This window comes from Streptosporangium sp. NPDC000095, from assembly GCF_042899335.1.
Lineage (GTDB): Bacteria > Actinomycetota > Actinomycetes > Streptosporangiales > Streptosporangiaceae > Streptosporangium.
The window spans coordinates 272709-296085 of the sequence record NZ_JBIAZS010000007.1 but is presented as its reverse complement, the minus strand read 5'-3'; the positions used below and the strand labels follow the sequence as shown (position 1 = coordinate 296085).

Genomic DNA, 23377 nt, shown 5'->3' with positions numbered 1-23377 from the left:
TTGGCGGCAGGTGGCGTGGCAGGCGACCTCTCCGGAGACGCTCCCACCCGGGAAGCGGCCTCACCGACGACGACGCTCCCGCCCCGGAGACGGCCTCGCCGTCACGGGCCGGGAGGGTCGAGGGGTGGGCTCTAGCGGCGGCGGGGGCCCATGGTGGTGTTGATCACCGCGTCGGCGTCGTGCGCGTGGATCTTGGCGGCGAGGCGGATCGCCATCTCGTTCGTACGGCGCAGTTCGGCCTCGACCCGGTCCTTGCCGGACTGGCCGACCTGCACGCCGAAGTAGGCGCCGATGATGGCGCCGGAGACGCCGACGAGCCCGGCGAACGGCGCGGCGGTGTCGCCGGCGCGCATCGCGATCACCACGAAGCCGATCAGGATGACCAGGAGTCCCACGATGACGACGTAGAACCCGTATCGCCAGCGGGCCGCCTCGGCCTGGGCGGCGACGGCCTCGTCCTCGGTCATCATCGCCGCGAGGGCCGTGGGTATCTCGGCGGTCTCCGCGCTGGAGGGGCCTGAGGTCACGACGGCCGGGGTCTTGCCGTGGGGTGGAGCGGAGTTGTTGGTGGTCGTCACAGATTCTCCCACTTTTCGATAGACCAAAAGGAATCTCCCATGGTTTTCGCCGTCAAGCCAAGTCAGACCATGTCAGGTCTTGTCGGGACTTAGTCGGGGCGTGGCCGGCGCTTGTCGGCCGGGGACCCCCCACCCCTACCAGGACATCATCTCCCCAAACGTCCTGATACACCGCGCGGCTCAGTGTCGCGCGGAGATAGCCCTCTTTTCTGAAGGATGTAAGAAAACGAGCCATCCATGAAACATCGCGATCACGATCCGTCTGCGGCGTACTAAACCACGGTCAGACGAGATACAAGAGATCTACTACTCTCGTCCGGCTCCCAGAGGTATCTGTGACGAAGCTCCTCCGGCTCCTCGTGGCCCCGCTGTCCGCCGTCGTCCTCCTCACCACCGTGTTCTCGGCCCCCGCCCGCGCCGACACCGACCCCGTTCTCGCCGCCCAGTGGCAGATCGCGTGGAACACCTACAGGTTCTACGAGTGCCTCACCGCTCCCCTCCCGATCACGGGACGCGGCCAGGCCAAGCGCGACGTCTCGATTGAGATCGACGCGCCGGTGGAGCACGTGTTCGACGCCTACTCGAATATCAACAACCACCTCGGCGCGCACTCGTTCCTGCAGCGGGTCGTCACCCACGCCGACCGGACCGACGCCGGGGTGCGCTACGTCAACTTCACGGCCGTGGAGAACATCCCGGTCGCCGGACTGCCCGTCACCGTCAACACGCACGCGCAGCAGCGCATTCACCGCGACGCCCTCTACTACGAGACCGACACCTGGACGCTGCCGAACGTCGTCACGCACCAGAAGATCGTCTTTCACGACCTGGGCGACGGACGGACGCGCGTCACCGAGCATCTCACCTTCGAGGCGAGCATCCTGCTCCTCGACTTCACCGTGACGAACGGTGTCTCCTCCCACCAGGCGACGCAGGCGGGTCTCAAGGCGGCGATCGAGAGCGGCGAGCTCTGACCCACCGGCCGAGGGAGGCTCGCCCGCCGGGGATGGCGAGCCTCCCTCGGCCGGCCCCGGCCCCCTTCTGGGCCCGTTCCCCCGGGCGCTCCGGAGGCTTCCGCCCGGCGAGGCCGCGAACGGTCCCACCGGGCGAGGCGGGAGACGCCGTACGCCCCGGCGGCAGCCGAGAGCGGCGAACCGATCGTCAGGGGCGGAGATCGCGGAGCGTGGCCGGGGCACTAGGCTGGCGCCCCGTGACCGAATTGTCTGCCCTCTCCGCCGTTCCCACCGGTTCCCGGGACGGAGTGCTGCGCTTCTACTTCGGCCCGATGGACTGCGGCAAGTCCACGCTGGCCCTGCAGATGAACTACAACCACGGCCGCCAGGGCAGGCGCGGGCTGGTGCTCACCAAACACGACCGCTCGGGCGCCCCGCAGGTCACCAGCCGGATCGGCCTGGGCAGCGAGGCCGTCGAGGTCGTCGACGACCTCGACCTGGTCGCCCTGGTCCGCGCGCACGAACCCATCGACTACGTCATCTGCGACGAGGCGTGCTTCTACACGGTCGCCCAGATCGAGCAGCTCGCCGATCTCACCGACGACCACGGCATCGACGTCTACGCCTTCGGCCTCGCCTCGGACTTCCGCTCGCAGATGTTCCCCGCCGCCCAGCGGCTGTTCGAGCTGGCCGACGAGATCAGCCGCCTGCAGGTCGAGGTGCTGTGCTGGTGCGGGCGCCCCGGGCGCCTGAACGCCCGGGTGGTCGGCGGCAGGATGGTCCGTACGGGTGAGCAGGTCGTCATCGGCGACACGGGCGCCGATCCGATCCGCTACCAGGTCCTGTGCCGCCGCCACCACCGCTCCGGCGAGCTCGGCCTGCCCGGCTGACCTCTCCGCCGGGCAGGAGAAAAACCATCAGACCGGGCAGTAGCCCTCGTCGTCGCAGGCGTCGCCACCCGCCGTCGCGGCCTTCACGGCCCGCGCGGCCGGGGACTGGCCGGTCCGCTCGGCGACCTCCTCCAGAGCCGCGAGCAGGGTGTCCTCCGGCTGGGCTCCGGAGACGGCGAACTGGCCCTCGAAAAGGAAGAGCGGCACCGAGCTGACACCGATCGCGCGGGCCTGGGCCAGCTCCTCCTTCACCGCCGCCACGCCGTCCTCCCCGTCCAGGTCGGCCTGTACGCCGATCTCCTTGGCCAGCCCGGCGAGAACCTCCCGGGAACCGATGTCGAGACCGTCGGTGAAGTGGGCGCGGAAGAGGGCGTAGAGCGCCTCCTCCCCCTTGCCCTGCTCCCCGGCGAGCTGGATGAGGCGGTGCGCGTCGAGGGTGTTGGCCTGGATCGCATGATCGAAGTCCAGCACCAGCCCGTCCTCGGCGGCGACCCCGGACACCCTCGCGAACATCTGGGCGGCCTGCTCGGCCCCGCCGAACTTCGCCGCCGCCCAGGTTCGCGTGAGCTCGCCGCTGGACTTCGCGTCCGGAGCGAGCTGGAACGGCCTGAACTCGACCTCCACCTCACCGCCCTTGGCCCGGTAGCGCTGCACGGCACGAGCGAAGCGGGTGTGGCCGATGTAGCACCAGGGGCAGACGACGTCTGAGTAAATTTCAACCTTCACACAACGCTGCAACCGGTACGGGGGGCCGCTGATTCCGCTGATTCGTCCCGTCATCCGGGGACGCGGGCCGCGCGACGGGATGAGGGGCGGCGCCGGACGGGGTGTTCACGCCCGGCGGGGCGGGGTCAGTACGGCAGCAGCCTTCCCGACGGGGTCCGCAGGTCCAGCAGGCCCTTGATGGGGCGTCGCGGTCGCCTGCGGATCCGGATCTGACGCATCGTTCGGGACTCCTTCGTGTGCGTGCGCGGGCATGGCCCGCTTTTCTCCTCGCGTACCGCCGTCCGAGCGGCGCGAGTCGTGCGTGTCGTTCACGGGGAAGAAGCGTCCTCTCGCGTCGGGTGAGCCGGGTCCCCGAAAGCCCTCTTACCCCTCTCACGCCGCTGAACCACCGGAACGCCTGTCGGCCAGTTCGAACCAGCTGACCTTTCCCATGGGCGTGCGGTCGCTGCCCCACCGGTCGGAGAGCAGCTCCAGCAGCTGCAACCCGCGCCCTCCCTCGTCGTCCTCGTGGGCGTCGCGTGGGATGGGCGGGTCGGGATTGGCGTCACCCACCTCACAGCGCAGCGTTCCGTCCCGGTAGGAGATGGTGAGCCGGATCGGTCCCCACGCGTGGCGCAGCGCGTTGGTGACGAGCTCGCTGACGAGCAGCCGGGCGACCTCGCTCTGGCCGTCGATTCCCCACTGGGCCAGCCGGCCGCCGATCAGCCACCGGGCCCTGGGTACCGAGGCCGCGACGGGGAAGAGCGGCCAGGACGCTCTCTTGGGGCGGGGGCGCGGCAGCGGGACGGCGGCCACGAAGAGGGCGAGATGGGCGAACAGTCTCATGCCGACCTCCCGAAAAGCCCTCGATGGACGGGAACGCTTCCGTCTCCCGGCGACAGCGCCCTGACACGCACCCGCGCCTCCCGCCTCCCGCCTCTCAGCGGCCCTCGGCGGTCCCTCGGCACGGCCGGTTCGCGGCGGACGGTTCCGACCGTAACCGGGAAACTCCGTCGTCGACCGCATTCATCCGTTCTATGACCCGTACATGGTGTGGGATCTTCCAGCACACTCCCCGAACGAACGCGCCGTTGATTTTGTCGCCATTTATGTATCGATTTATCTGTATTTACACCCAGGTGTATTGAGGGTCGACAGATACACGGTCTTGTCCTGGTAGAGCATTCTTTGCGATGCGGAATTCTCCGCACGCCGGGTAAAGCTCGTCTCCCTCACGACCCGCCGGGGACGAGGAAACTAGGGGGTGTAGATGACGGACCAGGGGCGGGGCGTAGGCGACGGTGACGTCCCGGACGCCACCCGTGGTGTCCCTGCGGCGTCCCGGGTGAGGACCTCGGTGGCCAGGGTGGCGAACCTGGCGGCGGCGGGGTGCGCCGACCGCTCCGGCCAGACGACGTGGATCCCTCGGACGAGGGGGTTACCGGCGAGAGGGCGCCAGACCAGGCGGGGTTCCCTGCGGGCTATCGCCTCCTGCTCGAACGCCACCCCTTGCCCGGCCAGCACGAGCCCCAGCAGGAACTCCGGGTTGCGGGCGTGCTTAAGGCGTACGGGTGAGAAACCCCCGGCGCGGCAGACATCGAGCATCCGGTCGTACCACGCCGAGGAGGTCTCGCGAGGAAAGACGACGAGGTCGTGCCCGGCGAGGTCGGCCAGCGCGATCTCCCACGGCCGCCCCCTCGGCCGTCGCGTCTCCGGCCGCGAGCCCGGCTGCGGGTCCGGCCTGGAGTTCGCCCCGCTTCCGGCCTCCGGCCGGGAACCGAAGACGGACCCGGGGTCCTGTTGCGGCCATGGATCCTGCTCCGGCTCGGGTCGCGAGCCCGGCCGCGTCAGTACCAGGGGGGAGGTACGTGGCAGCACCACGCCCAGCGGGACCTCCACGACGGGGCCGGACCGCAGACCGGGAACCTCGACGGGGTGGTGCACGAGACCCGCGTCGAGGCGGGCGGAGGCCAGGCCGCGCAGCTGTTCCGGGGTGGTGAGTTCGTGGAGTTCCAGGTGCAGTCCCGGCGTCTCCTCCCCGACATGTCCCAGCAGGGCGTGCAGCGTCACGGCCGGCATCTCCGGGGGCACCCCGACGCGCAGAGTTCCCAGCTCACCGTCGGCGGCCTGGCGCATCGTCGTCCGCAGCCGCTCCTCACCGGCCAGGAACCGTCCGGCCTCCCCGACGAGGAGCCGTCCCGCCATGGTGAGCTCGATCTGCCGGCGCGAGCGGTCGAACAGCTCCGCGCCGAGCTCGCGCTCCAGCCTCTGGATCGACTGGCTGAGCGGAGGCTGCGCGATGCCCAGCACCTCCGCGGCACGGCCGAAGTGCAGTTCTTCCGCGACGACGAGGAAGTGCCGCAGATGCCGGGTGAGGTCCACGGCGTCACGATAGGCGATCGCCCACGGCCCCGCGCACCCGCGTCGCGCCGCAGGTCAGAACAGGCTTCCGGCGGCGGGTCCGGGAAGGCTCAGGGCTCCGGTGGCTGGTCCCGGAGACTTCCCGGCGCGAGCACGGGCAGGAACCCGGCCGCAGGCTCCGGCGTGCTTCCCGGGGCGAGCGCGAGCGGGAACCCGGTGGCGGGTCCCGGCGTGCTTCCCGGGGCGAGCACGGGCGGGAACCCGGCGGCGGGTCCGGACAGGGGCGCGGGACTGGATAGCGTGGCGGGCATGTCGCCAGAGGAACGGATAGCAGAGATCTTCGCGTCCGCGGGGGTGGAGGGGCACCTGCACGCGCTGGACATCGCCGAGGGCCGTGAGATCGCCGTACGCGCCGACGAGCAGGTCGTGATCGCCTCGATCTTCAAGGTGCTCCTCGTCCTGGAGTTCGCCCGTCAGGCGGCGGCAGGCCAGCTCGACCCCGCCGAGCGGGTTCTCGTGACGGCGGAGGACAGGCTCGGCGGGTGGGGCACCGCCGGATGCGCGGACGACGTGGAGATGTCGCTGCGTGATCTCGTCCACTTCGCCGTACAGGTGAGTGACAACACCGCCGCCGACCTGCTGATGCGGAGGATCGGCCTGGACACCGTGCGGATGCTCGCCGCGGAGCTGGGACTGGAGCGCACGCGTGTGATCGGCGGGCCCAGGCAGGTGCTGGAGTCGATGTTCGCGGACGTGGGGGCGCGGGACGACGCCGAGTTCGCGCGGATCTTCCCGACGCTGTCCCCAGAGCGGGTTCGGGGGCTGCGGGTCCTCGACCCCGATCGCACGACCTCCAGCACGGCGCGCGACGTGACCGGGCTGCTCGGACTGATCTGGCGCGACGAGGCGGGGCCGCCGGAGGCGTGCGCGGCCGTCCGCGACTACCTGACACGACAGATCTTCTGGACGCGGATCGCCTCGGGTTTCCCGCCGGGTACGCGGGTGGCGGCCAAGACGGGGACGCTGCCGAGCCTGCACATGGAGGCCGGGGTCGTCGAGTATCCCTCCGGGGAGAGTTACGCGGTGGCGGTCTTCGCCCGGAGCGGTGAGTTGCCCACCCGGCGTCTCGACGTCGACCTGGCGATCGGCCAGGCCGCGCGGACCGCCGTCGACGCGCTGCGAGCCGGGTGAGCCCTGCCCGCCGACGCGTCGACGAGCCCGCGTCGACGAGCCCCTCAAGTCCCGCCGACACGAGTTCCGGCGACGCGCTGACGAGCCCGGCGACTCCCGCCGCCGGCACATCGCGGCCGAGGCGGCTTCTGCCGCCCCGAGGGCCGCCGGGACCCCGTTTCACCTGCTCCGATACGTGTTCGCCTATGGGAGGCGACGGTCGCGAATCTTGGACGCGGCCGGTGCGGCGATGGTTGGGTCCTCATCGGGCCGCACGCGGCCGACGGTCGTCCCCGGGATGCCTGGACGACGGCCGTATGTTCACACGCACCCAAGGGGAGACATGTCCCGATTTGATCGAAGAGGTTTCCTGCGTACCGCGACGGCGGGGGCCGTGCTGGCACCGATGGCCGGAACCCTCCTGTCCCCGTCCCCCACCGGGGCCGCGACCCCGCGTCCGAGTGGCCAGAGTGGTCAGGGTGGGAAGAAGACCTCCGCGACGTTCCGCTGGCTCGGCACGTCGGGCTGGCGGGTGGATGTGGGATCGTCGACGCTCCTCGTCGACCCGTACGTGACCCGGTTCGACACCGGTCTGGCGGCGGGTAAGTTCGATCCCGCCACATCGCTCAAGGTCGACACCGGGGCCGTCCGCAGGCACACGGGCACCCCACAGGTGGTGCTGGTGACGCACGCGCACTGGGACCACTTCAACGACGTCCCGCACATCGCGACCTCGACCGGGGCGCGGGTGGTCGGCACCGCCACCACCTGCAACCTGGCCCTGGCGTACGACGTGAAGGACAGCCTGCTCAGCCCGGTGAAGGGCGGAGAGGTCCTGGACTTCGGCGACTACGTCGTCGAGGTGGTGGCGTCGCTGCACAGCCGCAACGCCAACTACTCCATGCTCTTTCCCGGTGTCCGGCTGACCAGGCCGAAACGCAGGCCGAAGAACATCTCCGAGTTGCCCGAGGGCGACACCCTGGCGTTCCAGGTGACGGTCAAGGGCGGTCCTTCGGTTTTCTTCATGGGAGGCAGCGACTTCGTCGAGCGTAACCTCAGCGGTCTCGCCCCGGACGTCGCGATGATTCCCACCACCTCCTCGTCGTCCACGTACGACTACGTGCCGCGCCTGCTGAAGGCCCTGGACATGCCGGGGGTGGTCGTGCCGGTGCACTGGGACAACTTCGAGGTGGCTCTGCGCAACCCTCCTCAGGCCGACGAGAAGTCGAAGAAGAGCCTCGCCGAGTTCGTCGCTGCGGTGCGCAGGGTGAGCCCCACGACGAAGGTCGTGATCCCGGACTATCTGACACCGCACACCTTCGGCTGACGTCCGCGTCAGGAGACGGAGGCGATCTCCTGCAGGCGGGCGGCCAGTTGCTCGGGCTCGCCGTCGACCAGGGCGGACACCCCGCGCCACCAGGCGAACCACTCGCCGCTGCGCCACATCCAGTCGATCCGCTCGATGGAGGCGACGACATCGCCCCTGTCGCGCCACACCTCACCGGCCTGCTCGGCGGAGGCGCCGTGGCGCAGCGCCCAGGTGTGCAGGGCCGCGGCGGCCTCGGCGTCGACCGGCCGCTCGTACGGGTCGGGGTGCTCGTCCAGCCGGTGGGGGCCGAGCCCGGCGGCGACGCCCCAGCTCCACTGGGCCTCGGCGGGGCGGGAGTAGCGCAGCGAGTCGAAGTCGAGGTTGGAGCCGAGCTCGTCGTCGGGACGGCGCAGGACCACGGCGTCGAGGCGGCCGCCGGCGTCGAAGGAGACCACGACCCGCTGGCCGGGGTGCGCGTCCTTGGGCAGCTCGACCCGGTCCTCGGCCTGCCAGGAGTTGAGGTCGGTGACGGCGGCCGGACGACCCCAGGCCTCGTCGGCCGCGTCGTCGGCGATCCAGGCGGCGAGCATCTCCAGGACGGTCAGGTCGGTCCACGGGTCGATCGCCGTGGAGGTCCGAAGCGCCTCGTCGGGCGCGGGCAGCTTGTCGCCGCGCTCCTGGTGCCACCACCGCTCGCCGAGCTCGCGGGTGCCGACCAGCAGACCGGCGAGCGCGGCGAGTTCGGTGGACCTGCGGGTGAGGGGGGCGCCGCGCGCGAGCTCGACGGAACGCGCGACGCGGTCGGCGCCCAGCGCCGACCTCGCCTCGCTCAGCAGCAGGGCGGCGTCCGGCCGCTCCTCGCCCAGGAGATCACGGATCAGTCGTCTGGCCTCGGTCCTCGCGTCCTCCGCACGTGCATCACGCATACCGACACGGTACGCCGGGAGATCCTTAGGCGCGAGTGTCACCGTGCGGTACGGCCGTGCCGTCGTCCTGTGGCGACTCGGTGAGATGGGCGGTCCTTCCCACCACGTAGGCGGCGACCGCCGCCGTCACCACCTGGTAGACGGCGACCAGGACGATGACACCGGCGATCTTCCAGCTGGGGTCGCGCAGCCACATGGCGAGCAGGATGAGGTGCAGGCCGAGCACCTGGGGTTTGGTCGCCGCGTGCATGCGCGCCAGGGTGCCGGGGAACCTGACCATGCCGACCCCCGCCGCGAACGCCAGCGTCGCCCCCAGCAGCAGGCAGACGGCCGCGGCCACGTCCATCGCGGCGCTCACCGGGCACGTCCCGAGAAGAACCTGGCCAGCGAGACCGAGCCGACGAATCCCAGCAGGGAGAGCACCAGCAGCACGGGCAGCACGGAGTACTCCCGGTAGACGGCCGCCCCCGCACCGACCGCGCAGATGACGACGGCGGTGAGTACGTCCAGCGCGACGGCGCGGTCCAGCATCGTCGGGCCGCGCACCAGCCGGTAGAGCGTCATCGCCGCCGCGACGGCGAGCATCGCCAGAACGATCAGGTAAACCGTCGTCATCGCACCTCCTCCTGGTCCGCTCGGGTACCGAAGGCGGCCACGATGCGCTTCTCCAGCCGGGTCACGTCGTCCTGGGTGATCCGGCGGACCGTCTCCAGGTCGCCGGAGATGCCGAGCACGTGGAGCAGGAGCTTCTTGTCTTGGGTGTTCGCCTCCAGCACCAGGCTGCCCGGCAGCGCCGACAGCGCCACCGTCACCAGTACCACCATCGGCTCCGACGAGGTGCGCAACCTCACCTCGACGATCTGGATCGGCGGTGGTTTGCCCAGCCTCAGCGCCCAGAAGATCACTCGGGAGCTGGAGATCACCATGTCCCGCATGAAGCGGACGATGAACCACGCGATGCCGAGGGGATGGAACCGGATGCCGGTGTCCTGGAGCGGCAGGGGCATCAGCCACACGAGGAGCAGCCCGACCAGCAGGCCCCCGAGCACGTTGCCCACGCTCAGGTCGCCCCAGAGCATCAGCCAGATCAGCGTCAGCCAGAGCACCTGCGGCAGCGGCACGGGCCTGCCCAGCAGCTTCAGCACCGTGAACGCCGGACGGGACTCGCTCATCGCCCACCGCCGAGCACCGCGGAGATGTACGGTTCGCGGGCCAGGAGTTCTTCTGCGGCCCGCTCGGACAGGGCGTGCAGCGGACCGGCCAGGACGGTGAAGGACAGGGCGAGCGCCACCAGGGCGGCCGTGGAGGCGAACATGAGCTTCGGCAGGGTGACGGAGGTGACGATCGCCTCGTTCCCGTTCGTGACCGGCGCCCCCTTCGGCCCCTCTCCGTCACCGTTCTCCTGGGTCTCCAGCACGGTTCCCCCCTCGGTGACCATTCCCTCGGGCGGCACCCGCCAGAACGCCTTGTTCCAGGTCGTGGCCACCGCGTACAGGGTGAGCAGGCTGGTGACCAGTCCCCCCGCGACCAGGATCATCGCCATCGGGCTACCGTCGGCCACCCCGGCCTGGATCAGCCCGAGCTTGCCCAGGAAGCCTGATAACGGCGGGATGCCCGCCAGGTTCATCGCGGGCACGAAGAAGAGCACCGCGATGACGGGTGACAGTTTCGCCAGGCCGCCGAGTCTGTCCAGGGAGGTGGTGCCGGTGCGGCGTTCGATCATGCCGGTCACCAGGAACAGGCTCGTCTGCACGGTGATGTGGTGGGCCACGTAGAAAACGGCGCCCGCCATCCCCTGGGCGCTGAACAGGGCGACTCCGAACACCATGTAGCCGATATGGCTGACCAGGGTGAAGGACAGCATTCGTTTTATATCGCTCTGCGCCACCGCGCCGAGCACCCCGACGAGCATGGTCAGCAGCGCCGCCCACATCAGCAGGTTGCTCACCGGCCCCCAGGGGAAGAGCAGCGCCTCCAGGCGGATGATCGAGTAGACGCCGACCTTGGTGAGCAGACCGGCGAAGAGCGCCGTCGCGGGAGCGGGCGCGGTCGGATACGAGTCGGGCAGCCATGCCGACATCGGGAAGATCGCGGCCTTGACCGCGAAGACCAGCAGGAGCATCAGCTCGATCAGCAGCCTGATGTGCTCGGGCAGGACCGCGAACCGCTCGGCCAGCTGCGCCATCGACACGGTGCCCGTGGCGCCGTAGGTCACCGCGATCGCGACGAGGAAGAGCAGTGAGGAGGCGAGTCCCACCACCGTGTAGGTGGCGCCCGCCCGGATGCGGGACTCGGTCCCGCCGAAGGTGAGCAGCACGTACGAGCCGCCGAGCAGCATCTCGAACCCGACGAAGAGGTTGAACAGGTCACCGGAGAGGAAGGCGTCCGACACTCCGGCGACCATGATCAGGTAAGCCGGGTGGAAGATCGAGAGCGAGGCCTTGTAGTCCTGGTCCGCCCATGACTGGGAGAGGGAGTAGATCATCACGCAGAGCGTCACCGCGGAGGAGACCGCGAGCATCAGCGTGGAGAGCCGGTCGGCGACGAGCGCGATGCCGATCTGCGCGCTCCAGCCCCCGATATGGGCCACCAGCGGGCCGTCCTGGTCCGCCGCCCACAGCAGGATCAGCGAGACGACCAGCACCACCGCGAGCGTGCCCACGCTGATCAGCGCCTGGAGCTTGCGCAGCCTGCTGCCGATGGCCAGCTTGAGGCCGACGGCGAGCAGTGGCAGCACCACGGGCACCGGGATGAGTGCCTCCATCAGTCCTCCTCCCCCTCGAGCTCGGGATCCTGTGCCCTGGCCTGTCGCGCCCGGTCCTCCCGGATCGCGGCGCGCATCTGCCTGCGGGCGTCGCGCTGTCGGACGCGGAGCCGCTTGCGGATCTCACGCTCGCGCGCGGCCTGCTCGCGCTCTCTGCGGGCGAACTCGGCACGCACCTCACTGAGGCGGCTTTCCCGCTCCTCCTTGGAGAGGTCCTCGGCCTGCTGGGCCTCGGCGAACCGCTCGGCAAGCCGTTCCGCGGACAACTCGTCGTTCTTGTGCGCCTGCAGCCAGCGGCCCAGGTCGGCGTTGACGTCGAGGATCCGCTGCTCCAGTTCTTCGGCCTCCCTGCGTTCCCACTCGTTGTGTTCCTCCTCCAGCCGGGCCAGCTCGGCGCGCTGCTCAAGGACGAGCTGCTGGTAGGCCGCCTGACGGTCGAGTACGGCCTGGCTCAGCTCGCCCCGCCTGGCACGCAGCCGCACCCGGCGGTCCTCGGTGTCGTCCTGCACCTCGTCGGCTCCGGTGAGCTGCCAGGACCTGTGGATCATGCCGAGCAGGAAGGCGGTGACGCCCAGCGTGATGACGATGGCGGTGAGCACCATGACCTGCGGCAGCGGGTCGGCCATCCGCTCCGGCTCCGTCGTGCCCAGGATCGGTGGCGCTCCCGGCGGCCCGCCCACGGTGAGGATGAGCAGGTTCACCCCGTTGCTGAGCATGATGACGCCGGCGAGCAGCCGGACCAGGCTTCTCTCCAGCAGCAGCGTGACTCCCGCGGCCACGAGCACGGCGACCACCAGGAGCGGCACTACGGGCGCGGTCACCGGCTCTCCTCCTCGTCGATCTGCCGATCCAGCTCGGAGCCCAGGCTGCGCAGGATGTCCCGCACCATGCCGATCACCGTGATGTAGACGCCGATGTCGAACAGGAGCACCGTCGACAGGTGCAGCTTGCCGACCAGCGGGACGTACAGATCGGCGGCGAGCATGTCCAGCGCCCCTGCGCCCGCGACCAGCCCCACCAGCGCGGTGAGCGTGGACAGCAGGAGGCCCAGACCGATCAGCACCCCGGGGGCGGCCGGCACGGCGGCGGCCAGCTCGTGCCTGCCTCCGGCGAGATAGCGCAGGACCAGCGCGAGACCGGCCACGATGCCTCCGGCGAACCCGCCGCCCACCGCGCTGTGCCCGGTGAACAGCAGGAAGATCGAGACCAGCATCACGGTGTGGAAGGTCACCCTGGCGACGAACTCCAGGATCACCATCCGCTGTCCGGCGGGCTGGGTGTTCGCCAGCCAGTACGTCCTGGGCTTCTCCTCGTCGGCTCTCTGCTGCGGGGGCTGCGTCGCGTGCGCCCGGCTGCGCAGGAAGACCAGGCCGGTCATGCCGAGGGTGAGGACGACGAGGACGGAGCTCTCCCCCATGGTGTCCCAGGCTCTGATCTCGACGAGGAGCGCGCTCACGATGTTGGCGGCCCCCGCCTCCTGCGCCGCCTCGGCCATCAGCGTGCCGACCGGTATCGCCTGCCGCGCGTTCATCGCGAACATGCCGGCCCCGGCCACCACGAGACCGCTCACGATGCCGAGGGTGAGCCGCACGCCGAACGACAGCCGGCCCCGGTCCTCCCTCGGCCCGAGGGGAAGTCTCCGCAGCACCAGCACGAACACGACCAGGCTCAGCGTCTCGACGAGGAACTGGGTGAGCGCGAGGTCGGGCGCGCCGTGGACGAGGAAGAGCAACGCCGTGCCGTACCCCGTCAGGCCGGCCAGCAGCACGAGCACGACGTGCGAGCGCATCCGGAGCGCGACGGCCGCCGCGGCGACGATGAGCACGCCGATGACGGGCTGCTCGATGCGGTCCCAGACCACCATGTCCAGCCCGAGGTCGAATCCGGGGCCGTAGCTCAGTGAGAAGACCCCCACCGCCGCCACCGAGACGAACGCGATCGTGAGGTAGTCGGGCAGCGAGCCACGCTGGACGACGCCGGTCAGCTGCAGGGAGAAGCGTTCCAGCCCGCGGACCAGTGCCCAGTAGGACCGGCCGGAGTCGATCACGTGCAGGGACTCCCCGACCCGCGCCACCGGTTCCCTGAACCGAAACAGGAGCGCTCCGCCCGCCAGCGCGAGGGCCGAGAGCAGCAGCGGCACCAGGGCGCCGCTCCACAGCGCGAGGTGGGTGCCGTGACCGGGCCCGGCGAAGGTGTCGGTGTAGCTCTCCATCGCCCCGCCGTACAGGGCGGCGAACGGGGCGGCGGCGAGGCCGAGCGCGGAGAGCAGCGCGGGCGGCACGAACTCCGCGGCGCCGAAGGAGCGCACGTCCACCGGCTCGACACCGGGCTTGGCGGCGAAGGCGCCCCACACGAAACGCGCGCTGTAGCCGGCGGTGAGCGCGGAGCCGAGGACGACCCCGGCGAGCACCGCCGTGTCGATGCCCCGCCCGGTCATCAGCGACTCGAAGGCCGCCTCCTTGCCGACGAACCCCAGGAACATCGGGATGCCGGCCATCGAGGCGGCGGCCCCGGTGCCGACCACGGCCAGCCAGGGCGCCGAACGCCGCAGACCGCTCAGCTTGCGCAGGTCGCGGGTGCCGGTGGAGTGGTCGATGACGCCGACGACCAGGAAGAGGGAGGCTTTGAACAACGCGTGCGCGAGCAGCATCCCGACCCCGGCGATCGCGGCGTCGCGGGTGCCCGCGCCGAACAGCACCGTCAGGAAACCCAGCTGGCTCACCGTGCCGTAGGCGAGCAGCTTCTTGAGGTCGTGCTCGCGCAGCGCCCGCCAGGCGCAGAACAGCATGGTGAGCAGGCCCAGGGGTACGGCGGTCCACCACCAGGCGGCGAGTTCCCCGAAGGCGGGGCCCAGGCGGGCGAGCAGGTAGACGCCCGCCTTCACCATCGCCGCGGCGTGCAGGTAGGCCGAGACCGGGGTCGGCGCGGCCATCGCGGCGGGCAGCCACATGCTGAACGGGAAGACCGCCGACTTCGACAGCGCTCCGACCAGGATCAGCACCACCGCCACCGCCGTCAGACCGCCGGACGGCGGGCTCTGCACGATCTGCGAGATGCGGTACGTTCCCGCCGACTCGCCGAGTATGATCATGCCGCCCAGCATCGCGAGGCCACCGGTGGTGGTGACGATCAGCGCCTGCATCGCGGCCCTGCGGCTGCTTCTGCTCGCGGGGTCGTGACCGATCATCAGGTAGGAGAAGACCGTGGTCAGCTCCCAGAAGACGAACAGCAGCAGCAGGTCGTCCGCGACCACGAGCCCGAGCATCGCCCCGGCGAAGGCGACGAGCACCCCGGCGAACAGGCCGAGCCCTTCGGCGCCCGCGGAGAAGTAACGCGAGCAGTACAGCACGACCAGGGTGCCCACGCCGGTGACCAGGGCCATCATGAGCAGGGCGAGCGCGTCGACGCGGAAGGAGAGTCCCATGCCGAGGCCGGGCGCCCAGTCGTGGTGCGACTCGACGGGGATGCCGGTGAGGGCGATCCAGATCGTGTAGACGAATCCGCAGGCGGGTGGCGCGGCGAGCAGGAAGAACGCGTTCCTGCCGAAGCGGCGTACCAACGCCGGAGCGAGCATCGCCGCCACGGCGTGCAGGATCAGCAGCGGCTCCATGTTCCCCCGTGACCCGTCGTGGCAGACGTACGCCAGGATCCTAGAAGGCCCGACTTTGACAGGTCAAACTCGCGGGCCGCCTGGCCGGGGAGCGCCCGCTCTCCACCGAGCCATGATCGACTCCATGAGCATTCCTGCTGGCAGGGCCATTCACATCTCCGGCGGCGCGGGCGAAGGAAACGATCATCCTGCTCCGGCTGTGAGCGACATCACCGCTTTCCGCCGCCACGGCCGAGCAACCAGCCGATCACCGCGCCGCCGAGCGCGACGCCCGCGCCCATCCCGAAGGCGGCCAGGAGCGACCAGGCGGGGACTCCCGACTTGGTCTCCCTGGGCGGGACCGGGCGCTCGAAGACGTGCGCGGCTCCGGCCTGGCCCGCCCCGGCCGACGATGCCGGCGTGGCGGACGAGAGGGCGGCGGGTGCGGCGAGCGATGATTCGCCGCCCGGCGCGATCTCGGCGAGGGCGCGGCCGGCGGGAACGGCGGGAACCCCTCCGGAGGCGAGATGGCTCTCCACCGCGGAGAAGAACTCCCCCGCGGTCTTCCTCGCGACGGAGCCGAGCATGCGCTGGCCGACGCCGCCGATCATGCCCCCGATCACGGCCTCGGCGTCGTAGTCGACCCGGGTGCCGCCCTCGACCTCGCTGAGGCGGATCTCCACGGTGGCGTCCACGGTTCCCGGAGCGCCCTGGCCCCGGGCCCTGAGCACGAACCGTTCCGGCGCCTCGGGGTCCGACAGGGCGACCTCGCCCTGGTAGACGCCCTTGATGGAGGCCACCCCCGCGGTGACGGTCATCCGGTAGGTGTCCGGCCCCGTCTCCTCAAGGCGCTCGCACCCCGGGATCGTGCGTACTAGCACGGCCGGGTTCTGGAGCGCTGACCACACACGATCTCTGTCGATGCCGAGCACGGCACTGCCTGCGAGCTTCACACCAAGCACCATAGGCAATCGCCGGTCGGGCGGATAACAGCAACATCTGCCCGCCGCCGCGCCCCGCCCTTGTCAGTGCTGTGTCAGTGCTGTGTCAGTGCTGCGCCGACGCCGTGGACGCCGCCTCGGCGTCCCGGGCGGGGCCTTCGCGCCTGCGGAGCGCGGGGCCCCGCACGGGACGGGCCGAACGCGAGGCCCCGCGGGACGGGCCGAACCGACCGATCCGAACCGGACTAGCCGGGCGCGGGACTCTTCACCCGCAGGGACTCGCCCACGTCGTGCAGGTGGCGCAGCGCCTGCGCGTACGAGCTGACGATCCCGGACTCCAGGTAGTCGACCCCCACTTCCTCGCAGTACGCCCGGACGATCGGCTGGGCGCGGCGCAGGTTGGGCATCGGCATGCTCGGGAAGAGGTGGTGCTCGATCTGGTAGTTGAGCCCGCCGAGGACGACGTCGAGGAGCACGCCGCCGCGCACGTTGCGCGAGGTCAGCACCTGGCGCCGCAGGAAGTCGAGCTTGTCCTCGCCCCTGAGCATCGGCATGCCCTTGTGGTTGGGGGCGAAGGTGCAGCCCAGGTAGACGCCGAAGATCGCCTGGTGCAGGAGGAAGAAGACCACCGCCTTGGCGGGAGACAGCACCGCGAACAGCGCGCCCACGTACAGGACGGCGTGCACGACCAGCAGCGAGGCCTCCAGCACGCGGTTCTTCATCGTCGGGCGCGCCAGCGCCCGGACGCTGGACACGTGGAGGTTGAACCCTTCGAGCGTGAGCAGCGGGAAGAACAGGAACGCCTGCCAGCGGCCCATGAACCTGGGCAACCCCTTGCTGACGGCGGCCTGTTCGGGTGACCAGAGCAGGAAGTCGGGGCTGACGTCGGGATCGTGGTCCTCGTGGTTGGGATTGGCGTGGTGACGGGTGTGCTTGTCCATCCACCAGCCGTAGCTCATGCCGATGGCGAGGTTTCCCGCCACCAGTCCGGCGAGCTGGCTGGAGCGGCGGGAGCGGAAGACCTGACGGTGGGCCAGGTCGTGGGCGACGAGCCCGATCTGGGCGAACACCACCGCGAGGAAGGCCGCCACCAGCAGTTGGTACCACGAGTCGCCGAGGGCGAAGAAGGCGGCCCAGCCGCCGACGAAGGCCGCGGCGACCAGGCCGAGTCGCGCGGCGTAGTAACCGGGGCGCCGGTTGAGCAGACCGGCTTTGGCGATCCGGCGCGACAGGCGGGCGAAATCACTGCCCCGCTCCCCGTTTGCCGGGATGGCGGGAAGGTCCTCGTCATCGATCGCGGTTGAGTTGGACACGCTTCTCCTCAAATGGGCCGGATCATTCGACATGATTGCGTCAGCAAGGAGGGCACAGATCTGCGTCAACCAAGCAGGACGGCCATCTTAGGATTGCGCGGTAGCTGTGATCACAAACCCCCGCTTCCACCCCAGCTTGTGGTAGTGCTGACCCTACCCCGGCAAATATACGGATTTAGGGGTTGCCGCAGGGTAGTCATGGAAGTAATCACATTCGCCGCTTTCAGCGGCGTTAGGCCGGGCTCCCGGCTGCTGGCAGGATGGTCGCCCATGGCATCGGGGACATACTGGACGGTCAGAACGGCGGCGGCGACGGCTCTGGCGGTGAGCGCCGGGTGTGCCACCGGCCTCGACGGTGCGGGCGAGGACGGTGCCACCTCCGCGCCGGGCGCCTCCCGAGCCTCGAAGCCCACCCCAGGAGAGCAGGCGGTGAGACCGACAGGACCTCCCGGGGTGAGGCCCAGGCCGGGCGAGGTGGGCAGGATCCCCCGCCCCGGCGACGGCCTGCCTCCGGTGATCAGCTCCATTCCCACCAAGCGGAAGGTCGTCTTCCTCACCATCGACGACGGCTGGGAGCAGGATCCCGGTTTCGTGGCGCGAATCCGGGACCAGCGGATTCCCGTGGCGGCCTTCGTCACCCGCGACGCCGTGGAGGCGAAGGGCGCGGCCGACCCGACCGCACAGGGCGGCAGATACCTCGGTGCGGGCAAGTGGGGGTACGTGCGCGACCTGCGCGACGCGGGGGCGACGATCGAGAACCACACGCTGACCCACCCGAACCTGCCGGCGCTCGGCTACGAGGGCCAGAAGGCCGAGATCTGCGGCGTCTCCAAGCTGATCCGCAGGCACACCGGCACCACCCCCACCCTGTTCCGCCCGCCGTTCGGCAACCACAACACCCTCACCCGCAGGGCCGCCAAGGCCTGTGGCATCGACGCGCTCCTGCTCTGGACCGCGACCGTGCAGCCGGGCGGGAAGATCGCCTACCAGGTGCCCGACAAAAAGCTCCGCCCCGGAGACGTCCTGCTGCTGCACTTCCGTCCGAACCTCGCCCGCGACTTCGGGATCCTCGTCGCGAAGATCAAGCGCCGGGGTTTCGAGATCGGCAACCTCGACGCGTATCTGGAGGCCGCGACCCGCTGAGCGATCTCGGCGCACAGCGGGAGGCCGCGGCCCACCGAGTGATCTCGGCCGCGTACCGGACAGCGGGTCCACCGCCTCGGCCGCGTACCGGACAGCGGGTCCACCGCCTCGGCCGCGTACCGGACAGCGGGTCCACCGCCCGGCGTAACCCTCCAAGCGATCTCGGCCGCGTACCGGACAGCGGGTCCACCGCCCGGCGTACCCGGAAATCCCCCAGGAGACGGACGTCCCGGAGAGGGCGCCCGGCCCATCATTGAGCCACGCCCCGAGGGGAAGCGGGCGCGGGGATCGCCGGGCCCGGCAGAACACATGTCCTGCGCGCGAGGGGCGCCCGAGAGGGGATTCTCGGGGGCACGAGGAAGATCCGGCGTCGCGAGCCGACAGAGACGATCTTGGTTCGACGGAGAAGTGCGGTCTCCCACCGGGCCATGTGACAAAGATCGCAGCGGTTCGCGGCGCCTCTCCCTCCCGTTGCTCTACAAGCCGTAGTACTACTAGAAGTAGAACTACGAGTCGTAGAGCTCCTGGCCCGCGAAGGGAACGCAAGGGGAAGATGGACGCACTAGACCTGGCCCGGTGGCAGTTCGGGGTGACCACCGTGTACCACTTTCTGTTCGTACCCCTCACGATCGGTCTCGGCGTCTTCGTGGCCGGCCTGCAGACCGCCTGGCACCGGACGGGCAAGGAGCACTACCTGCGGCTCACGAAGTTCTTCGGAAAGCTCTTCCTGATCAACTTCGCGATGGGCGTGGTGACCGGCATCGTGCAGGAGTTCCAGTTCGGCATGAACTGGAGCGAGTACTCGATCTTCGTGGGCGACGTCTTCGGCGCGCCACTCGCCCTGGAGGCACTGCTCGCGTTCTTCCTGGAGTCGACCTTCATCGGCCTGTGGATCTTCGGCTGGGACAGGCTCCCCAAGCGCGTCCACCTCGCCACCATCTGGGCCGCGGTCATCGGGTCCAACCTGTCGGCGTACTTCATCCTCGCCGCCAACGCCTGGATGAAGCACCCGGTCGGGTACGAGGTGGTCGACGGCAAGGCCAGGATGACGGACCTGTGGGCGGTGCTCACCAACTCCGCGGCGCTCGCCCAGGTGCCCCACGTGATAGCCGGGGCCTTCGTCGTGGCGGGCGGCTTCGTCCTCGCGATCTGCGGCTACCACCTCCTGCGCGAGCGCCGCACCGGTGCCGGCGCGCTCCCGGGTGCCGGCACGGCCTCGGTGACGGCGCCGCGTGGCGGCCCGAGCATCTGGCGGACCCCGATGCGGGCCGCGCTGCTGATGACGGCGATCGCCGGGGCCCTCGTCGCGGGCAGCGGCGACATGTCGGCCAAGCTGCTGTACGAGCAGCAGCCCATGAAACTCGCCGCCGCCGAAGGACTGCGGCACGACACCGCCGGCGCGGCGTTCTCGCCCGTCCCCGGGATCGAGGTGCCCATGCTGCTCAGCTTCCTGTCCACCGGCGACCCGAACGCCGTGGTCCAGGGCACCGAGGACCTGCAGGCGCGGTACGAGGAGCGGTTCGGCCCCGGTGACTACCGGCCCAACCTGCCGGTGGTCTTCTGGTCCTTCCGCGTGATGATCGTCTTCGGTCTGTCCACGGTGGCCCTTTCCGTGCTCGGTCTCTGGCTCACCCGCCGCAGGCGGCGCGGCACCCCCCTCGCCCCCCGGGAGATTCCCACCTGGTTCGCCCGGTTCTGCGTGCTCGCGTTGCCGCTGCCGACCGTCGCGATGATCGCCGGTTGGCTGCTCAGCGAGATCGGCCGCCAGCCGTGGACCGTCCAGGGCGAACTGCTCACGGCCGCGAGCGTCTCGCCGGGCGTCAGCCTGGCCGAGGTGGCCGTCTCGCTCGCGGTCTTCACGGCGCTGTACGGCGCGCTCGCGCTGGCCGAGGCGGTACTGCTCACGCGCCACGTCAAGGCGGGGCCCGAGCCCGCCGCCCCCGCCGCTCCCCTCGCGCCGCCGCCCTCGCGCGACGACGAGGACGCGGACGCCCGGCTCCAGCCGACCCTCATGTACTGAAGGCGACGACGATGGAACTCACCACCTTCTGGTTCGCGGTCATCGCGTTCCTGTGGACCGGCTACTTCGTGCTGGAGGGCTTCGACTTCGGCGTGGGCATGCTGGTACCCGCACTGGCGAGGAACGAGGCCGAACGCAAGCAGGTCCTGGGCACGATCGGCCCGGTCTGGGACGGCAACGAGGTCTGGCTGATCACCGCGGTCGGCGCCATGTTCGCCGCCTTCCCCGCCTGGTACGCCGGACTGCTCAGCGAGTTCTACCTGCCGATCGTGCTGGTCCTCGTCGGGCTGATCGTGCGCGGCGTCGGCCTGGAGTGGCGCGGCAAGGTCCAGCACGCCTCCGACCGCGTCTGGTGCGACCTGGGCGTGCTCGTCGGCAGCGCCCTGCCCGCGTTCCTGTGGGGCGCGGTCTTCGCCGATCTGCTGCGGAGCAGCGCGGCGGCCGCCCTCGTCGGCGGAGTGTTCTCGCTCTCGGTGTGCGTGCTGCACGGGGCGGTGTTCGTCGCGCTCAAGACCACGGGACCGGTGCGCTCCCGTGCCCGGCGCGCCGCCCTGATCGCCTCCGTGGTGGCACTGCCCGCCGCGGTGGCGGCGCTGTCGAACATTCCCGTCGCGACCACGGCGATCGGCGCGTGGTCGGCGGCCCCGTGGCTGTGGGCGGCCTCGCTCGCCGCGATGGCGGCCCTCGCCGCCGGGATCGCGCTCACCTGGCGCGGCCGGGACGGCTGGGCCTTCGCCGCCACGGCCTCGTCCATCGCGCTGGGCGGCGCCGCCCTCTTCGGCGCCCTGTGGCCCGCCCCTTTCCCCGGCCTCACCGTCGCCGAGGCCGCCTCAGGCCCGTACACGCTGGGCGTGCTGACCTGGATCGGCCTCATCGCGCTGCCGTTCGTGCTCGGCTACCAGGCCTGGTCGTACTGGGTCTTCCGCAAGCGCCTGGTCGCCGAGGTCTCCTGAGAACACCGGCCACCCCGACCCGGCCACCCCAGGCAGCCGCCTCAGTGCAGGCCGAGCCTGGCGAGCGGCTCGACGAGTTCCCTCTCCTCGTAGGACAGGTGCGACAGGAGCGTGTCGCTCAGCAGGTCCATCGCGCCCCGCAGGGCCTTGTGACCGTCGGGTTCGGAGACGAAGGCGACCAGCGCCCGGTCGACGTCTTCGAGGACCTCGTGGATGACGTGGTGCTCCTGCTCCAGCCGGTCGACGACGGGCACCAGCCCGGGGTCCGCGCGGCGCAGACGAGGGAAGAGGCTCTGGTCCTCGATGGTGTGGTGGGTCGTGACGACCCGGCAGTAGGACTCGCAGTACGCGCCGACCGTCCAGTTGTTCTGGCGCATCGTCATCGTGTTGATGTGGGAGCGCGCGATGCCGGGATCCATGGCTCCGGAGGTGACCTCCTCGACGAGCCGCCGGATCTCGGCCAGTTCCTGGCGGAGGTGGTCGTGGACGTCGACGAGATGGCGTCCCGCCGCCTGCTCCCCGGGGGTGTAGGTGCGGGCCGGGTCGGGAGCGGGACCGGTGGGCCGGGTGGTCTCGTCCCAGACCTGGACATCGGAGAGCCGGGTGCCGTCGTCCGGGGTCGGCGTGACCCCCAGGGCGGGAGGAACCCCGCCCCCGGGAGCGGCGACGGCGGCGGGCGCGGGGTGGGCGGGGACGTCCGGTGACACGCTCCGCACGATCGCCGCACTCACCCCGGTGGACCGGCCCGCGCCGGTGGCCGTAGGCGAACCGGCACGCTCGGCGTCCACGAGTTCGCGTACGGCGGGGACGACCTCGGCGGCGAACCGCCGGATGTCGTCGGGGTCGTCGCTCGCGAGGATGTAGGCGCTCATCCCCTGGTCCAGGGTGAGTTCGGCGAGTTGCTCGGCCCACACGCCCGCGGGCCCCTGGAGGAAGGCGCGGCCGGAGCCGGTGAAGGTGCCGCCGATGTTGTACAGACGCCGGATGTCGGCGGGTGAGCGTCCCGCGCCGAGAGCGGCCTCGTCGATGATCGCGTTCATCGCCGGGAGTGCGTCCAGGCCGGCGTAGGCGTGGCTGGGCAGCCAGCCGTCCGCGAGCCTGCCGGTCATGTCGAGCATGCGCCTCTTGTAGGCCCCCAGCAAGATGCCGACGTCGTGGACGGGGGCCGGGCCGGGGTGTGCTCCCCGCACGCGGTGGTGATCGCCGTCCACCCGCACGGCTTTGCCCCCTGCCTTCCACATGGCCCGGATGACCTCGATGCCCTCCTCAAGCGCGTCGACCCCCTGGGCCGCGGTCAGCCGCGGGCCACCGAGAGCGGCGATACCGTCCCAGAAGGCGCCCGCTCCCAGCCCGAGCTCGACGCGGCCACCGCTGAGGATGTCCAGGGTCGCGACGCTGCGGGCGAGCACCGCGGGCGGGCGCAGGGGCAGGTTCGCCACGTTCGGCGACACCCGCAGCGTCGAGGTGCCGGCCGCGATGACCGAGAGCAGGGTCCACGTGTCGAGAAACCGTGCCTGGTACGGATGGTCCTGCACGGTCACCAGGTCCAGCCCCACCTGCTCGGTGAGCCTGGCGAGCGCGACGACCCTCTCGGCCTGGTCGGCCACCGGTGTCAGGAATGTCCCGAACAACAACTCGTGCCGGTAGTCGGGCATGTCTCTCCTCGGTGCGTCATCTCGGATGCGCGACACACGTCCCTTCCGGACGCGCGGCACCGCGATGGTGCGGCAGGACAGATCGTATGTAAAACAGATGAATTGTC

General features: G+C 70.5%; 22 protein-coding genes. 7 read left to right on the top strand and 15 right to left on the bottom strand.

The window, feature by feature from the left end; genetic code table 11:
• Positions 1-131 precede the first annotated feature (131 nt).
• Positions 132-578, bottom strand: coding sequence for a hypothetical protein (locus ACFY3V_RS18520; protein WP_362900102.1), 447 nt, complete (start codon positions 576-578; stop codon positions 132-134).
• 335 nt (positions 579-913) lie between these two features.
• Between ACFY3V_RS18520 and ACFY3V_RS18515 the strand changes: the two genes are divergently transcribed.
• Together ACFY3V_RS18515 and ACFY3V_RS18510 are read left to right on the top strand one after the other, a co-directional pair.
• The gene (locus ACFY3V_RS18515; protein ID WP_362900104.1) at positions 914-1552 is read left to right on the top strand and encodes a hypothetical protein; all 639 of its coding nucleotides are present in this window, start codon (positions 914-916) and stop codon (positions 1550-1552) included.
• Positions 1553-1788: 236 nt separating this feature from the next.
• Positions 1789-2421: a thymidine kinase gene (locus tag ACFY3V_RS18510; protein ID WP_350946770.1), complete on the top strand. Its 633-nt coding sequence runs from the start codon at positions 1789-1791 to the stop codon at positions 2419-2421.
• A 27-nt stretch (positions 2422-2448) separates the two neighbouring features.
• Here ACFY3V_RS18510 and ACFY3V_RS18505 read toward each other — a convergent pair whose 3' ends face one another.
• The 4 genes from ACFY3V_RS18505 to ACFY3V_RS18490 form a co-directional block, all read right to left on the bottom strand.
• Positions 2449-3147: a DsbA family oxidoreductase gene (locus ACFY3V_RS18505; RefSeq protein WP_362900106.1), complete on the bottom strand. Its 699-nt coding sequence runs from the start codon at positions 3145-3147 to the stop codon at positions 2449-2451.
• 372 nt (positions 3148-3519) lie between these two features.
• On the bottom strand, positions 3520-3972 hold the full coding sequence (locus ACFY3V_RS18500; protein WP_362900108.1) for an ATP-binding protein: 453 nt from the start codon (positions 3970-3972) through the stop codon (positions 3520-3522).
• Positions 3973-4383: 411 nt separating this feature from the next.
• Positions 4384-5508 carry a LysR substrate-binding domain-containing protein gene (locus ACFY3V_RS18495; protein WP_389774632.1) on the bottom strand — a complete coding sequence of 375 codons (1125 nt, stop codon included), beginning with the start codon at positions 5506-5508 and terminating at the stop codon, positions 4384-4386.
• An 89-nt stretch (positions 5509-5597) separates the two neighbouring features.
• On the bottom strand, positions 5598-5798 hold the full coding sequence (locus tag ACFY3V_RS18490) for a hypothetical protein (RefSeq protein ID WP_389774629.1): 201 nt from the start codon (positions 5796-5798) through the stop codon (positions 5598-5600).
• Between ACFY3V_RS18490 and ACFY3V_RS18485 the strand changes: the two genes are divergently transcribed.
• Both ACFY3V_RS18485 and ACFY3V_RS18480 read left to right on the top strand, forming a co-directional pair.
• A complete protein-coding gene (locus ACFY3V_RS18485) occupies positions 5797-6678 on the top strand; it encodes a serine hydrolase (RefSeq protein ID WP_362900112.1) in 882 nt (293 codons plus the stop codon). The two genes, ACFY3V_RS18490 and ACFY3V_RS18485, sit on opposite strands and share 2 nt — an antisense overlap.
• A gap of 322 nt (positions 6679-7000) precedes the next feature.
• Complete coding sequence (locus tag ACFY3V_RS18480) at positions 7001-7984, top strand: MBL fold metallo-hydrolase (protein WP_362900114.1); 984 nt, start codon at positions 7001-7003, stop codon at positions 7982-7984.
• A gap of 8 nt (positions 7985-7992) precedes the next feature.
• On the opposite strand, the gene ACFY3V_RS18475 is transcribed toward ACFY3V_RS18480, so the two are convergent.
• The 9 genes from ACFY3V_RS18475 to ACFY3V_RS18435 all read right to left on the bottom strand — a co-directional run bounded on the left by ACFY3V_RS18475 (position 7993) and on the right by ACFY3V_RS18435 (position 17499).
• Positions 7993-8892, bottom strand: a complete 900-nt coding sequence (locus ACFY3V_RS18475) for a hypothetical protein (RefSeq protein ID WP_389774626.1) — start codon at positions 8890-8892, stop codon at positions 7993-7995.
• A 25-nt stretch (positions 8893-8917) separates the two neighbouring features.
• A complete protein-coding gene (mnhG, locus tag ACFY3V_RS18470) occupies positions 8918-9250 on the bottom strand; it encodes a monovalent cation/H(+) antiporter subunit G (protein WP_362900118.1) in 333 nt (110 codons plus the stop codon).
• Positions 9247-9507, bottom strand: a complete 261-nt coding sequence (locus tag ACFY3V_RS18465) for a monovalent cation/H+ antiporter complex subunit F (protein ID WP_362900120.1) — start codon at positions 9505-9507, stop codon at positions 9247-9249. The genes mnhG and ACFY3V_RS18465 overlap by 4 nt, the downstream gene beginning before the upstream one ends.
• Positions 9504-10064 carry a Na+/H+ antiporter subunit E gene (locus tag ACFY3V_RS18460; RefSeq protein WP_362900122.1) on the bottom strand — a complete coding sequence of 187 codons (561 nt, stop codon included), beginning with the start codon at positions 10062-10064 and terminating at the stop codon, positions 9504-9506. The genes ACFY3V_RS18465 and ACFY3V_RS18460 overlap by 4 nt, the downstream gene beginning before the upstream one ends.
• Positions 10061-11656, bottom strand: a complete 1596-nt coding sequence (locus tag ACFY3V_RS18455; protein WP_389774621.1) for a Na+/H+ antiporter subunit D — start codon at positions 11654-11656, stop codon at positions 10061-10063. Before ACFY3V_RS18455 ends, ACFY3V_RS18460 begins: the two co-directional genes overlap by 4 nt.
• On the bottom strand, positions 11656-12477 hold the full coding sequence (locus tag ACFY3V_RS18450; RefSeq protein ID WP_389774618.1) for a Na(+)/H(+) antiporter subunit C: 822 nt from the start codon (positions 12475-12477) through the stop codon (positions 11656-11658). Before ACFY3V_RS18450 ends, ACFY3V_RS18455 begins: the two co-directional genes overlap by 1 nt.
• On the bottom strand, positions 12474-15266 hold the full coding sequence (locus ACFY3V_RS18445) for a Na+/H+ antiporter subunit A (protein WP_362900128.1): 2793 nt from the start codon (positions 15264-15266) through the stop codon (positions 12474-12476). The genes ACFY3V_RS18450 and ACFY3V_RS18445 overlap by 4 nt, the downstream gene beginning before the upstream one ends.
• Positions 15267-15475: 209 nt before the next feature.
• The gene (locus ACFY3V_RS18440) at positions 15476-16198 is read right to left on the bottom strand and encodes a carbon monoxide dehydrogenase subunit G (protein ID WP_389774616.1); all 723 of its coding nucleotides are present in this window, start codon (positions 16196-16198) and stop codon (positions 15476-15478) included.
• A gap of 233 nt (positions 16199-16431) precedes the next feature.
• Positions 16432-17499 (bottom strand): fatty acid desaturase family protein, encoded by a 1068-nt coding sequence (locus tag ACFY3V_RS18435; protein WP_389774613.1) that lies wholly within the window; start codon positions 17497-17499, stop codon positions 16432-16434.
• 270 nt (positions 17500-17769) lie between these two features.
• On the opposite strand from ACFY3V_RS18435, the gene ACFY3V_RS18430 reads away from it, so the two are divergent.
• From ACFY3V_RS18430 to cydB, 3 genes are all read left to right on the top strand, one after another.
• Positions 17770-18642 carry a polysaccharide deacetylase family protein gene (locus ACFY3V_RS18430; RefSeq protein ID WP_362900132.1) on the top strand — a complete coding sequence of 291 codons (873 nt, stop codon included), beginning with the start codon at positions 17770-17772 and terminating at the stop codon, positions 18640-18642.
• Positions 18643-19195: 553 nt separating this feature from the next.
• Positions 19196-20662 carry a cytochrome ubiquinol oxidase subunit I gene (locus ACFY3V_RS18425; protein WP_350946754.1) on the top strand — a complete coding sequence of 489 codons (1467 nt, stop codon included), beginning with the start codon at positions 19196-19198 and terminating at the stop codon, positions 20660-20662.
• Positions 20663-20673: 11 nt separating this feature from the next.
• A complete protein-coding gene (gene cydB, locus ACFY3V_RS18420) occupies positions 20674-21615 on the top strand; it encodes a cytochrome d ubiquinol oxidase subunit II (RefSeq protein WP_362900135.1) in 942 nt (313 codons plus the stop codon).
• Positions 21616-21656: 41 nt separating this feature from the next.
• Here cydB and ACFY3V_RS18415 read toward each other — a convergent pair whose 3' ends face one another.
• Positions 21657-23270, bottom strand: a complete 1614-nt coding sequence (locus ACFY3V_RS18415) for an LLM class flavin-dependent oxidoreductase (protein ID WP_389774608.1) — start codon at positions 23268-23270, stop codon at positions 21657-21659.
• Positions 23271-23377: the final 107 nt, after the last annotated feature.